General features: G+C 46.0%; 20 protein-coding genes. 12 read left to right on the top strand and 8 right to left on the bottom strand.

Annotated elements, in window-relative coordinates; genetic code table 11:
* Positions 1 to 160 precede the first annotated feature (160 nt).
* Positions 161 to 625, top strand: coding sequence for a hypothetical protein (locus tag ASG02_RS04220; RefSeq protein WP_035408172.1), 465 nt, complete (start codon positions 161 to 163; stop codon positions 623 to 625).
* 317 nt (positions 626 to 942) lie between these two features.
* Here the strand turns inward: ASG02_RS04220 and ASG02_RS04215 are convergent, their stop codons facing one another.
* The gene (locus tag ASG02_RS04215; protein ID WP_056061160.1) at positions 943 to 1476 is read right to left on the bottom strand and encodes a DUF402 domain-containing protein; all 534 of its coding nucleotides are present in this window, start codon (positions 1474 to 1476) and stop codon (positions 943 to 945) included.
* 154 nt (positions 1477 to 1630) lie between these two features.
* On the opposite strand from ASG02_RS04215, the gene ASG02_RS04210 reads away from it, so the two are divergent.
* Genes ASG02_RS04210 through ASG02_RS04200 form a run of 3 tightly spaced genes read left to right on the top strand, consistent with a single transcriptional unit; the run spans position 1631 to position 3411 of the window.
* Positions 1631 to 2740, top strand: a complete 1110-nt coding sequence (locus ASG02_RS04210) for a GGDEF domain-containing protein (RefSeq protein ID WP_056061157.1) — start codon at positions 1631 to 1633, stop codon at positions 2738 to 2740.
* Between the two features lie 17 nt (positions 2741 to 2757).
* The gene (locus ASG02_RS15925) at positions 2758 to 3132 is read left to right on the top strand and encodes a DUF1232 domain-containing protein (protein WP_069201461.1); all 375 of its coding nucleotides are present in this window, start codon (positions 2758 to 2760) and stop codon (positions 3130 to 3132) included.
* 33 nt (positions 3133 to 3165) lie between these two features.
* Complete coding sequence (locus tag ASG02_RS04200) at positions 3166 to 3411, top strand: hypothetical protein (RefSeq protein WP_056061155.1); 246 nt, start codon at positions 3166 to 3168, stop codon at positions 3409 to 3411.
* Between the two features lie 46 nt (positions 3412 to 3457).
* Here the strand turns inward: ASG02_RS04200 and ASG02_RS04195 are convergent, their stop codons facing one another.
* The 3 genes from ASG02_RS04195 to ASG02_RS04185 are packed head-to-tail and all read right to left on the bottom strand — an operon-like array spanning position 3458 to position 5972.
* Positions 3458 to 4144 carry a polysaccharide deacetylase family protein gene (locus ASG02_RS04195; protein WP_056061152.1) on the bottom strand — a complete coding sequence of 229 codons (687 nt, stop codon included), beginning with the start codon at positions 4142 to 4144 and terminating at the stop codon, positions 3458 to 3460.
* A gap of 16 nt (positions 4145 to 4160) precedes the next feature.
* Positions 4161 to 5288: a hypothetical protein gene (locus ASG02_RS04190; RefSeq protein WP_056061150.1), complete on the bottom strand. Its 1128-nt coding sequence runs from the start codon at positions 5286 to 5288 to the stop codon at positions 4161 to 4163.
* 54 nt (positions 5289 to 5342) lie between these two features.
* Complete coding sequence (locus ASG02_RS04185) at positions 5343 to 5972, bottom strand: DedA family protein (RefSeq protein WP_035408181.1); 630 nt, start codon at positions 5970 to 5972, stop codon at positions 5343 to 5345.
* A 214-nt stretch (positions 5973 to 6186) separates the two neighbouring features.
* Here ASG02_RS04185 and ASG02_RS04180 point away from each other — a divergent pair, with 214 nt between their 5' ends.
* From ASG02_RS04180 to ASG02_RS04165, 4 genes are all read left to right on the top strand, one after another.
* On the top strand, positions 6187 to 6729 hold the full coding sequence (locus tag ASG02_RS04180; RefSeq protein WP_056061145.1) for a GNAT family N-acetyltransferase: 543 nt from the start codon (positions 6187 to 6189) through the stop codon (positions 6727 to 6729).
* Between the two features lie 25 nt (positions 6730 to 6754).
* Positions 6755 to 7558 carry a hypothetical protein gene (locus ASG02_RS04175; protein WP_056061141.1) on the top strand — a complete coding sequence of 268 codons (804 nt, stop codon included), beginning with the start codon at positions 6755 to 6757 and terminating at the stop codon, positions 7556 to 7558.
* Positions 7524 to 7919, top strand: a complete 396-nt coding sequence (locus tag ASG02_RS04170; RefSeq protein ID WP_056061137.1) for a hypothetical protein — start codon at positions 7524 to 7526, stop codon at positions 7917 to 7919. The genes ASG02_RS04175 and ASG02_RS04170 overlap by 35 nt, the downstream gene beginning before the upstream one ends.
* 91 nt (positions 7920 to 8010) lie before the next feature.
* Positions 8011 to 8292: a hypothetical protein gene (locus ASG02_RS04165; protein WP_056061134.1), complete on the top strand. Its 282-nt coding sequence runs from the start codon at positions 8011 to 8013 to the stop codon at positions 8290 to 8292.
* A 57-nt stretch (positions 8293 to 8349) separates the two neighbouring features.
* On the opposite strand, the gene ASG02_RS04160 is transcribed toward ASG02_RS04165, so the two are convergent.
* Both ASG02_RS04160 and ASG02_RS04155 read right to left on the bottom strand, forming a co-directional pair.
* Positions 8350 to 8532, bottom strand: a complete 183-nt coding sequence (locus ASG02_RS04160) for a hypothetical protein (RefSeq protein WP_035408191.1) — start codon at positions 8530 to 8532, stop codon at positions 8350 to 8352.
* A gap of 128 nt (positions 8533 to 8660) precedes the next feature.
* Positions 8661 to 9296 carry an NAD(P)-dependent oxidoreductase gene (locus ASG02_RS04155; RefSeq protein WP_035408193.1) on the bottom strand — a complete coding sequence of 212 codons (636 nt, stop codon included), beginning with the start codon at positions 9294 to 9296 and terminating at the stop codon, positions 8661 to 8663.
* Positions 9297 to 9460: 164 nt separating this feature from the next.
* Between ASG02_RS04155 and ASG02_RS04150 the strand changes: the two genes are divergently transcribed.
* Positions 9461 to 9898 (top strand): Rrf2 family transcriptional regulator, encoded by a 438-nt coding sequence (locus ASG02_RS04150; protein ID WP_056061131.1) that lies wholly within the window; start codon positions 9461 to 9463, stop codon positions 9896 to 9898.
* Positions 9899 to 9909: 11 nt separating this feature from the next.
* On the opposite strand, the gene ASG02_RS15565 is transcribed toward ASG02_RS04150, so the two are convergent.
* Positions 9910 to 10086 (bottom strand): hypothetical protein, encoded by a 177-nt coding sequence (locus tag ASG02_RS15565; RefSeq protein ID WP_155960154.1) that lies wholly within the window; start codon positions 10084 to 10086, stop codon positions 9910 to 9912.
* A 142-nt stretch (positions 10087 to 10228) separates the two neighbouring features.
* Positions 10229 to 10630, bottom strand: a complete 402-nt coding sequence (gene arr / locus ASG02_RS04145; RefSeq protein WP_056061128.1) for an NAD(+)--rifampin ADP-ribosyltransferase — start codon at positions 10628 to 10630, stop codon at positions 10229 to 10231.
* A gap of 193 nt (positions 10631 to 10823) precedes the next feature.
* Between arr and ASG02_RS04140 the strand changes: the two genes are divergently transcribed.
* From ASG02_RS04140 to ASG02_RS04130, 3 genes are all read left to right on the top strand, one after another.
* Positions 10824 to 11363, top strand: a complete 540-nt coding sequence (locus tag ASG02_RS04140; RefSeq protein WP_056061125.1) for a hypothetical protein — start codon at positions 10824 to 10826, stop codon at positions 11361 to 11363.
* Between the two features lie 141 nt (positions 11364 to 11504).
* Positions 11505 to 11924, top strand: coding sequence for a MarR family winged helix-turn-helix transcriptional regulator (locus ASG02_RS04135; protein WP_052019029.1), 420 nt, complete (start codon positions 11505 to 11507; stop codon positions 11922 to 11924).
* A 19-nt stretch (positions 11925 to 11943) separates the two neighbouring features.
* Positions 11944 to 12366: a MarR family winged helix-turn-helix transcriptional regulator gene (locus ASG02_RS04130; RefSeq protein WP_035408199.1), complete on the top strand. Its 423-nt coding sequence runs from the start codon at positions 11944 to 11946 to the stop codon at positions 12364 to 12366.
* Positions 12367 to 12455 lie beyond the last annotated feature (89 nt).

The following is a 12455-nucleotide window of genomic DNA, read 5'->3' as shown; positions in this document are numbered from 1 at the left end:
ACACTTAAACATATTGATATCTAAAGAACGCGATAATGCGGTTAGCTTTATATTAATCGTTACAAAATCAGTCTAAAGGCTTACGTAATAGTTCGTATTTCATCATACACTTTACATATATCATTAAATGAAAAGTCATATGGAAAGAAGGATTGCTACCATGAATCCCCCAAAGTTAAGTGTTTTTTTACTAAAGTCATGCCTATTTGTACTATCTCTTGGTCTACTGGGTTTAGCGGGCTATGCAATCCCTACATTGCTGAACGGAATCAAGAGTTCAATCATTTTTGAAAAACCAGGATATGTCGTATTGATCGTTGCTTATATTGCTCTTATACCGCTATTGGCTTCTATTTTCCACGGTTTCCGTATTTTAAGCGCCTTTACAAAAAGTCAGGACGCGGCTATTCGTATTTCTTCATCGTCGAATAGCATTAAAAAGGCATTCCTCGTGATTGCTGTTTTAGCGATTTCTATTCTTCCCGTATTCTTTTATATAGGTCAGTTAGATGATGCTCCTGGATTAGTGCTTGTAGGAATAAGTATCGTCATCATCCCACTAGCCATCAGTGCCTTTTTTAATTGCATGCAATACATGATGAAGAAACATATTGTTACTTCATGAATGAATCGTTAACAGATAAACGAATGTCCCTTAAAACGGCTTGAATTCGGTACTTTACCGGACTCAAGCCGTTTGTTCGTTGTTTAAAGTACGCTTGGATCACAAACGAAGGTTCAGCGACTTCCATAACGTTACGTAGACGACGATACTCTCACTACAGGATATTTCAATGAACTATATCGAATTACTCTACTAAGACGAGACAAACAGGTGGACCCCTAGCTTTAATGATAGAATCAAGAGAGTCAACGTATAGACCGACTCAAACGTCTTGCGACAAAAAGCGAACAGACTAAATGCGTGATATCGTGGTTTTTTTATTGGGTATCCTTTCCATCATTCATGTTCATGACGGTCGGGATGAAAGCATCTAAATAGCCGTCAAACGGAAACTGTTGCTGCGCGATCCGTTCTTGAAGGTTCAGCAATGACGCACGGGTTCGTTCAATCAATTCGACCGGATAGTGATAGAGCCGTTGGTTCTCCATAAATTCGTCCTCGTCGACGACTTGCCACACTCCGTTTCGATAGACGAGATCAAGATCCAGATCGATGAACGATAATGTTTCATCTTGAAGGACTGACGGAAGACAGATATTGCAGTAATAGCTCATCTCTCCCGTCCGTTCTATATCGAGACCAACCGTGAAATCAGCTTCAAACGGATAGAATTCGAGACTATAGTTGTCGTATGTATAAACGGTTGCGCGACGATGATGATGAAGCGTCCGCCCTGGAATATTCGCGACGAGTAGATAGTCTTTTGTCTGCTTTAGGACATATCCATCCCACGAATAGTGCGGACGTCCGTCGAGTTTCCGTGCCTCAATCATAAGACGTTTTAATTTCACTTCATCCCTCCCTTTTCCTGAAGCTCTCTTATTTTACCAAATACTTTCAATAGAGAAAGACTTTTCCTGAATCTTTAAAATTTTGAGTCTCTCTCGTTGACATCCCTTATCAAACTGCTATCGTGAAAGTATCATACTCAAGGATGTGGAACTCATGTTCATTGCCGAGTTGTTATTGAATGCCTGTATCGCCTTCACCGGCTTTTATTTAATCGCTAAAATCATCTATAGTCAACGCCTCGCATCGAGCAGAATGAAGTCCCTCATCGTTGGTCTTGCGACCGGACTACTCGGTGTGCTATTGATGTTTAAAGGAATTGCAGTCAATGAATCGTTACGGATGGACTTACGTCATTTACCGCTCGTCCTGCTCGCTTTTTATGGCGTTCGCTCGCCTCTCATCATCGCGACGCTGATCATCGGTTGTTCTCGATTTTACTTCGGCTGGACCCCGCAATCAATCGTCGCCTTTCTCGCAGTCCTCGGCATCAGCACCGGGATGTACTTCATTCATAAGCGGTTACTCCATCGACCGCTCTTGCAAAACCTGATCATGAACGTCTGGTCATTGTTCATGATCTCGATCGCTGTCTCGATCAATCTCGGCTTCAGTGACGCCGCTCTTCGTTTACTTGCTTCAACGTGGACGATCGGACTTGCGGTTGGACTGTTATCGAGCCTCTTGACGATTGACTTTCAGTTGCTCAACGAACAGGTCCAGCGTTATAAACAATCAGCAGAACTCGATCACTTGACAGGACTGTACAATCGGCGTGTCTGGGACGAACGGACGACATTGCTTGAAGCAGAAGGACGCGTCTACAATGTGCTCGCGCTCGATATCGATCATTTCAAGCATGTCAACGATACGTACGGTCATGCGAACGGTGATCTCGTCTTGCAACAGTTTGCACGGATCTTGCAGGAAGAGACACGTCCGCATGATATCACTGCTCGAATTGGCGGCGAAGAATTCATGGTCCTCATCTATGATCTCACGCCTCCAAAAGTCACGAAAGTCGCTAACCGGATTCGAGAACGGATCGCGAACACACACTTTCAGCTCGACGGATCCCCGTCGATTGCCATCACGGCATCCGTCGGGATCGCTCACGGGAAACATATCGCCATTCAACGAATGAATATTCTTGCGGACGATGCATTATATGCCTCAAAGGAACAAGGACGAAATCGTGTCATTCTGTATGAAGCGGATGACGAGGCAGCCGTCACGACAAACGAACGGGAACCGGTTCGCTCATAAGAAAGGAGTACTCGCCTATGTTAGAGCGAATGAAACGCATCGCTAGACGGATGAAGCAACAATTATCAGTCCTCTCTTATGCAATCGAACATCCTCGTTTACCTCGTCATATCAAATGGGGAATCATCGCCTTAATCGCCTATACTGTCAGTCCGATCGACTTGATACCAGATTTTCTGCCTGTCATCGGTCTTCTCGACGATCTCTTACTCGTTCCACTCGGTATCTACTTCATCATCCGTTCGATTCCTAGAGAAATCTTGACACAAGCACAACGGCGACTTGAACAACAAGGAACTCGTTCCTTTCCATTGCTCCGACGTTATGGTCTAGCGTTCGTATTAGGTTGTTGGGGCATTGGTATAGGTCTTGTGATATGGTGGATAGTGTAAAACAAACCAAATCCATCCATAAGGAGTAGTTCAATGAAAAATGAGTTTGAGTTCATGACGACATCGGAAGCAATTCTATTCGTCAGTTCCTTTTTCATGTGGCTTTACATTGGTCGTCATTTCGTCATGATCACGACGTTCGATGACTTATTTTTGACGCAATCTTGGTGGTTACTATTTCCGGTCATCACCTTCATCCTATTCTTACGTTCGTTCGTCGTGCGGCGCTTGATTCTCCATCATAGTCAAGAAGATGAGGACTTGTCACGCGAAGCATAATCCATGCAAAAGAGGAGCTATCCGGCACCGGATAGCTCCTCTTTTTTTACGTTTGATCAATGCGACGAAACTGTAAGCCGCGTGCTTTCCAGTTCGGCAAGAGTTCACGAAGCGCTTCAATCGTCTGCACGGGTGCTTGTGGGTCCGCGCCGAACGTATCCCCGTTATCGTGGAGCAAGATGATATCTCCTTCTGACACATTCGATAGTAGCCTCTTGATTTTTACTGTCCCGCCTTCTACCTTCCAGTCTTCCGCCATCTTCGACCAGAGAATCATCTTGTAAGCGGTTGGACAGAGGACATCTCCGGCATTGAGTGCACCCCACGGTGGACGATAGACCGTCGGACGTTCACCGGTGATCCGTTCAATGATCATAGCTGTCCGCTCGATTCCTGCCCGGACCGTCGACGGTCGCATCGACCAGTTCGGTCGATGGACGTAATTGTGGATACCGAGTTGATGCCCTTCGTCGTGTATCCGGCGAATGAGGTCCGGATGTGCTTCTGCTTTAAGACCAACGACAAAAAACGTCGCCTGAATGCCTTCTTGTTTTAAGAGATCGAGCAGTTCTGCCGTATAGACGGGATCTGGACCATCATCGAACGTCAAAGCGACGTATCGTGAGTTCAGTGATTTTGTCACGCGCCATCCAAAGACGCGTGACGCCACGTACGGGACGACCGTATAGGCGAGTGTCGCGAGAATTCCTGCTGTGATAAGACGTGAACGCATAGAAACTAACTCCCTTTTATTCATTTACTTTTCGGCGACGGTCTTGCAGGCAACCCGCAATCCGTTCCGCGAAGAACCGCTGATCGGCTATGATGCGATCATTTTGATACTGCGTGACTGCTTGTTGCCAAGCATGCATGACGTCTGGGTTCTCAAGCGTCCGACGGATGACGTCCGTGAGTGTATCCGTTTGATCAAAGGAAAACGCGAGCCCTTTCTCCATCAAATACGTACGATTGATCTCTTCTTGTCCCGGTAGGACGTGCTGAATGAACAGCGGTACACGTTTTTCAAATGCTTCACTGACCGTCACGCCACCCGGTTTCGTGACGATCGCATCCATTCGTTCATACAGCTGATTCATCTCATCCCGTGAATCGATATAGGTGAGCGGATGGATATGTGGATGACGTCGCGAAGCTAGTCGTTTATACAATGTTTGGTTCTTCCCACATAAGACATGGAAATCTGCTTCTGGACACTGTTCGATCTGCGTCAGTAAGGTCTCGAGTTGACCTAGTCCACCGTTTCCGCCTGCGACAAGAATTTGTTTGCGTGACTGCGTCGAGCGAAAAATGGAACCGCCAGCGATTGCTGGATGGACGGGGATACCCGTCACGAACAAGCGCTCAATGGGTACAGCATGATGCTCGTGCAATTCTTGCCTTGCCTCACGATTCGGCAACAGATGATACTCGATATGCGTCTTTCCCCAGACGCGGCTGACGAATAAATCGGTATAGGCATTGATGACCGATACGTCACAAAGGTTTCGTTCTTTTAATTGATTCAAGAGATAGGAGGGAAACGCATGTGTACAGATGATGACGTCCGGTTGTTCCGTCCGGATGATCCGTAACATCTGTTGTTGGAAATAATGCGACGTCCACCCTGTCGACCGGGCATTGCTCGAACGTCCGGCAATATGCTGATGATAAAAACGGCTATAGCCGTTTGAGAAGTGTCGGATCCAGTTCAGGTAAAACTTCGATGTCACCCATTCCGCAAACGGGCTGATCGTACTGAGCAATTCTACTTCCTTGACTTCAACCCCTGGACCTTGCAGTCGTTCGGCGATCGCTTCGGCAACCAGATGATGACCGGATCGCATCCTTAAAAAAGGAAAGATCACTATTTTTTGCATCGTTTGTCCACTCCTTCAAACTGTTCCGACGATCCTTCAAAAAAGAAGTAACGTTTAATCTTCTTTTCCCGCTTCGTTTTTCCCTGAAACGACGCGTTTCTCAAGTCGCTTCCGCTTGAGCCATTTCACGAGCACTCCGAGCAGGAACAATACGAGTAAGGCAAGTCCGAAATACGGTACGACTTCCGGCTTGATATGAAATGTCTTTCCTGCAAAGTGACCGAGTAAGACAAAGGGGACGACCCACAGCGCGGAACCGATTGCTGACACAAAAAAGTACCGACCGAACGAAATCCGCTTCATGCCCGCAAAATACGGATTGATCTGCCGCACACCCGGAATGTAAAGACCGCCGATGATCGTTCGATTGATTCGTTCCATGTAGCCATTTGACACCCGCTCCCAGCGTTCCTTCGTCAATCCGAGGAATCGACCGTACCGTAGGACGGTCGGTCCGAAGAAGCGCCCCGCTCCATATGCCGTCAGCATACCGACGAACGTCCCAGCATACGCAGTCAAGATCGAATAGATTAAACGTTCTTCGTTTTGACCACTTAAGATGCCGATCAGGACGAGTAAGGATTCTTCCGGTGCTGGAATCCCGACGATGCCAAAAAATAAAAAAATAAAAATAACGCCGTATCCATAGGCATCGAGATACTGATTGACCGTATCCATGTTCATGTCGTCACGTCCTCTACTGCTGTCTTTCTGTACTGTTTCAACGTCTTCTGACTATGTATTCGTTCCTGTTGAAGCAATTCCTTTTTTAGAAAAATTAAAACCTGGTTCATTCGAAAATTGACCTGTTCTCGCATTTCTCCTCGTGACAATGCTCAGTCTGTAGGAGATGATGAATAGAGTGAAGTAGATCTCTATAGACAGAAGGAGGATGACGATGAAAGAGACTGAAAAGCTGACGATTCAACCGCTATCGTTCGAGAGCATTCCATTCGTCAATCATGCCAACGATTCATTCCCGATCATCGGACGCATCGTTCCGCAGTTTTCTGGTACCGCATGGTCTTATACGGAAGAACTCTATGAAACCGCTACTGAAACCCGTTTCCCTGACGATCGACTCGATTGGGCGACGTATATCGAAAACGAGAATCGAATCGTCCTCCTCGCCTTTTCCGGCACTTCTTGTGTCGGACAGATTCGTCTTGTTCGTGACTGGAACCGTTTCGCCTACATCGAAAACATCGCGGTCAAACAAGCGTTTCGTAAACTAGGTGTCGGACACCAATTGCTTGCCGCTGCGTCAAAATGGGCACAGCAACGTGAGTTGAGTGGTCTGTCACTCGAAGCACAGGACGATAACTTGATTGCTTGCCGTTTTTACGAACGAGAAGGTTTCGTGCTCGGCGGTGTCGATAGTTTAAAACAATTCGCCAATCCACATATTGACCTGACATTGTATTGGTATAAACTATTTTAAACGTCAGTCGGAAAGGGCTTATCTCATGTTATCTATCGTAAAGAACAGTTTCATTTCCGCGATATTGTTCGCTTTCTTGTATGCACTCATTGCTGGGTTTGAGATGGGTGACCCAGCAATATACGGCACTTCCTTAACTGACTTCTTTATGATTGGTCTATTGTTTGCCGGTCCCGCCATTTTGATCGGTGCACTCTTAACAGAAGGGCTTCCGCGCCTGTTATTTCGTTCGGATATTTCATTTGCACAACGGGTCATCCTCAATCAAATCGTCGCGTTATTCGCAAGCATCGTCCTCTATCTGCTCATGCAACCAAATTCGTTTTCGCTCGTTCTCATCTTATTCTGTTCTGGTGTAGCGTTGATTTATTACACCGTCTCCGAGTCGGCGCGAAAGTATCCGTCATTCCTCCCCTATCTGTTCGGGTGGCTCGGTCGGACCGTCTTCAGCTTTTTTCTGTTTCTCCAATTGTTTGGCTCGATGACGATGATGGTTCCGTTTTTGTCTTACGCGGTGCAGCTCGTCAATGAACAGTTGGATGCTGTCATGCTATTATTCTTCAGCGGTACCTTGATTGCTGACGCTCTGTTAGCTGTCCGCTTCACGAAACGTTCGCTACCGTGGATGAGGCATCTCCTCGTTCATCAAGGTACGGTCTTCGTGTTTGCCGGTGCGTTCATCTTGTTCAGTTCACTTCCCGCGCTATTTTTCATCGGAAACGTAGTCGCTACCTTTTTATATGTAATGATCACCCGTCTATTCATCCTCATGAAGACTGGAAAGGAGGAACACCATGATCCGTCTGTCATTTCGACTTCTGATGAGTAATTGGATTTTTCTGATGGTTTATCAACACCTTCCGTCATCACCACGACTCATGCCCGATCCGGACGTCGGCTATTATCCAGGTGTCTTTGAGACCTTGCTGTCGTTTGTGATCGTCATCACGGTCGGTGGCATCCTGACCGACGCGATTCGTTACTTCCGATTTCGCTCACGTCCACTACCTTGGATAACACACCTCCTCCTGAATCAAGGCATCGCTTTATTACTCGGTGGCGTACTGTTACTTGTATTCAAAGGTCTGTTTCAATCGATCTATTTTCAGGCAATCGCGAGTAGCGCCGCTTTCCTTTACTTTTTGATGACGCGTTTGACATTGTTATACAAGAAAGATTCAGCTGTTTGAAATCAGCCACTTTCTTACATTTTTGTTAGGTAAAACAAGAAGACCTACGCTTTATACTAAATGTATCGTTTAGTAAAAGGAGACATGCCGCATGTTTCGTCAAAAATCGCTTCTGTATTTACTCATTTTTTTGTCCTTCGGTTTAGCTTTCGATACAATCACAGGATCGTCTCTCGTTCCGTTCGTCGAACCTCTTCATCTCTTGATGACTTCTCTTGCGTTGACGATCACGACCGCCTGTTTGACACTGTTCTTTCTGCTTTACTACGGTCTTCGTCCGCATCTCGAATTACTGATCGTCCTCCCCTTTTTGATTTTGACGAGCGGCATCACGTTCTTCTTCGTCTTCTTGAGCGCAATGACTGTCATTTAACGTCACCAAAAAGCCCGTCTTCTTTAAGGAGACGGGCTTTGATCGGTCATATGTAGATCACGGTTTGGCATGAAGCTCTAGCAACGGATCGGTGTCACTCGGCCAATTGATTTGTCCTGCGTAATGATCCTCAATCGTCGCGACTGGTTCGGAACGTTCGAACCGAGACGGTTGCGTCGACGTCGTACAGACGATCAAGACAGCTAACAGACTGATGATACTAAAATATCGTCGCATCATAATGTATGCTCCTTTTGTTATTTCTCTTCTCATTTTAAGCAAACCGCGCCACTTCGCCATCCGTCCTCCGCTGTATCTCTCACTCCGCCCATCAAAAAAGACCGACTAGATACGTCGGTCTGACAACGTTATCCTTGTTCACCAACGACGGAAAACCGTTCGTTGAGGTGTTGTCCCTTTTCAAGCTCATCCACTACAGCAATGGCATAATCCGCGTAACTGATGTAGCTCTCCCCTTTTGCATTTAGAATCATCTGCTCGCCGCCGACCGAATACGTTCCTGTTCGTTTACCGCTCGGATCAAAGAATCCAGCGGGGCTGAGATACGTCCACGTCACGTCTTGCTGTCCTTGTAGTTCGATCAGATTTTTCCCCATGTTGGAGGCTGTCGGATAATACGCTTCCGGGAAATCAGGTGTTTCCATGACGCGTGTCGAGTGACTCTCGTCAACGAATAGACTACCAGCACCACCGACAACGAATAGGCGCGTCGTACTACCTGCTAACAGATTGATCAAGTGACGCCCGACTTCGATATGTTTCGTCTCCTCACCGGGTGCTGCGTTAAACGCATTGACGATTGCGTCAAACCCGTTCAAGTCGTCTTTCGTCAGCGCGAGGACATCGCGCTCGAGAATCGTGACGTTAGCCGTCACTTTTGCCGCATTACGGACGATTGCTGTGACGTCATGCCCGCGCTCGATTGCTTCTTGTAGAATCAATTGCCCTGCTTTTCCTGTTGCACCGATAACTCCAATGTTCATGATGATTCCTCCTTTTGATATGTAACTACTCCGATTACATGTAACCAATATAGTTACAAATAAAGTGTTTGTCAACATTATTGTCTCTATTCCCCGTTTCTTGCCAAATGAACAATACGACGTATAATAAGAGAACACTGTTTTTAAGAAGGAGGGGTCATCCGTTGGCCATCAGTACACGTTTTTCCGTCGGCATCCACATTCTCTCGTTGATTGCGACCGACGAGAAAATGACATCCGACTTGATTGCCGGCAGCGTCAATACGAATCCGGTTGTCATCCGTAAAATCATGAGCATGCTCAAAAAAGCCGATTTGATCGAAGTTCGTCCGGGTGTTGCCGGTGCACGGCTCGCTCGTCCTTTGTCTAGCATCACGCTGCTTGACGTTTATCACGCTGTCGCTGTCGTACCGGACAAGGAATTGTTCGGCGTCCATGCAGCACCGAATCCAGACTGCCCGGTCGGACGAAACATCCAATCGACGGTCACGCCAATCTTCGAGCTCGCGCAATCCGCCCTTGAGAAAGTGCTGGCTCATGTCACGCTTGATGATATCGTCAATGAAATCGAACAAAAAGAAGCATCGTCCTCGAAAGGATGATGCTTCTTACTTTAGAAAAACCATTGGTATAGCAAATATCCTCCACCAAGGATTACGACGACTGCAAGCATCTCAAGTCCGCGCATTCCGTCGTTTTGTCCACGAGGTACGGCACTACCAAGACCTTGATCAACACCATCGCGTAGATGATCGAGTGTTTGTTTCTTTTCTTGTTTGTAGCGAGACAATCGAATAACCCCCTTTTTACATATTGTACCATTATGTCCTTCTCTTGTATGATGATATTAGTTGATTAAATAAAGAGTTCATCATCAGCTGTTGATGTTGAAATAGCGAGTTTCAAAAAACGGAATGAGTAAGATTGATTTGTTAATCGATAATCGTGTCCTTCCCTTCTGCTCGTAACCGCTGAAGCGATGCTTTCATCGTCTCAATCTCTTCGTCCGTATGCCGTTCCCACGTTCCGAGTTCAGCGATGATCTTCACAGGTTCAGTCGAACGATACGACCTGGTCGGATTGCCTGGAAATCGTTTGTTCGTCAAATTCGGATCATCTTCATACGCTCCGAGCGGCTCGACGAGGTAGATGTGCTCTGGACCGTCAGATTGTGCGAGCTCCGCGCCCCACTTCGCTGCATCGAGCGTTGCCGTGAAATAGATATGTTGAAGCGGATGTACTCGAAAATTCGATGCATGTCCCGGCTTTAATTCGTCACCGATTTGAAGTGTCGCTTTCGTACCATGGAAAAATGGACCTTCGACTGTTTTCATATACTCGCCTCCTGACTTGATACATTCAGTATAGACAGTAGATTCATCGAGATGTAGTCTGTTTCAAAACGAAATTTCAAGGTATACTTATAGCAAAAGAAGACAAATTTGTCGTCAGATTGTAACTCGTTTTTCATCTACCCGTCAGGCATGATGGGATTAGTCATTTTATATAGGAGGTCATCCGTTTAACGTGAAGTTCTTTAAAGCTTTAGCGAAAACCGAAGAGGCTGTCTGGATTCCAGAAGCCGAGTGGCAAACCGTTTGTAAGCAAGAAGGATTGACAGTGCCGAATCATCCACAAGAACAAATCGTTGGGCTTGCATATAATAATCAACACCAGATTGTTGAGGTCACTCGAAACTTGCGTCTCCCTTCACTAAGTTATTACGTTACGATTCTTGAACCACCGAATAGTCGGTCGCTTGTCTCGAAACGATCCTATTTGACCGTTCTTTATGAAGGTACGAAACAGACGGAAAATACAGAATATGGTACGTTTTCTTTAATTGAAATCAATGTCAGAGAAGAAGGTCTTGGCGAACGCGGTTTGTTGCTCGAGGCTTTGATTCAAGACATTGTGAAAAAATTCAAGTCTTTTGTCATTCGTGGCGACTATGCGACGATCACCTTACAAGGACGCGTCTCTGAGAAGTGCTTTACGAAATATGGATTCCGATTGAAGGATTCGTATCTCACGTTATCAAGCGGTATACTTCCTGATCGGATTTGATTCGATCAGGATTTTTTTATAGGTATATCGAAATAATGGAAAGTGATGGTTTTTCGCTCAAACTAGTAGCACGAGATATTTTTAATATGGTATGGTGAAACTAGTTCAACAGCAGTACATTCTATATTTAAGAGGTTCTCCATGACAACAACTACAGAGACATATCCAATGGCATGCTGGCATACAATTGCGACCTATCATAATCAACAAATCAAGCGCGTCAACGCTTTCTTAAAACACTGGGATCTGTCCCATACGAATCTGGAAGTATTACGTTGCTTACACACGACCTCATGCACGAGTCAGAAGGAAATCGCCGAACGGATCCAAGTGACCGATGGCACGATTTCACACGGAATCAAACGACTGTTCGACCGGCAACTGATCACGCGTCAACGGAAATGGAAGACGAACTATCTTCTGCTGACGGAAAAAGGAACAGCCATCCTACAAGAAGTGGTGCCCGCCTACGAACGTTTTCAACAAGAACAATTCGCCGCTTTGACGGCTCGACAACAAGAAGAATTGATCCGTTTCTTCGATAAGCTCAACCCTGCGTGACGAAAGAGGAGGAAAAAATATGACCTTCACATTCGAATCCTCGATGCAGCACTGGAACGCCATTCAGCGACTCCATGGCCGTTATTCGAAAGAAGTCAACGATGTGTTGAAACCAAAAGGACTCTCGAAGTCCCAATTCGATTTATTGATGACCTTGTATCACCAAGAAAGTGCGACGCAAAAATCACTTGAACGAACGCTTGAACTCTCAAGTGGCGCCATTTCACAAACGGTCAAGAAATTACTTGCTGAACATCTCGTCATCCGGAAACGGATCAATCGAGAAAAGCGGGTTTTGTTGACAGAACAGGGAACGAAGTTGATCCAAACGTCCGCTCCTGAAATCGAGGAAATCGATGATCGTTATTTCCGCGCCTTTACATCAAAGGACCACGAAACGTTTGATCAATTGCTGCATAAGATGCAGAGCGATCATTTTTAAATGCTTCTAGTCGCTAAAACTTTGCAAGTCCTTCTCTCTTCTGCACAGTACAGGAGACAGAAGGACTCTTTTTGTTGTTCATTGGTAAC

Source organism: Exiguobacterium sp. Leaf196 (genome assembly GCF_001423965.1).
Classification (GTDB): domain Bacteria; phylum Bacillota; class Bacilli; order Exiguobacteriales; family Exiguobacteriaceae; genus Exiguobacterium_A.
Note: the sequence above shows the minus strand (reverse complement) of the source record. Positions and strands in the feature narration are given on the sequence as shown.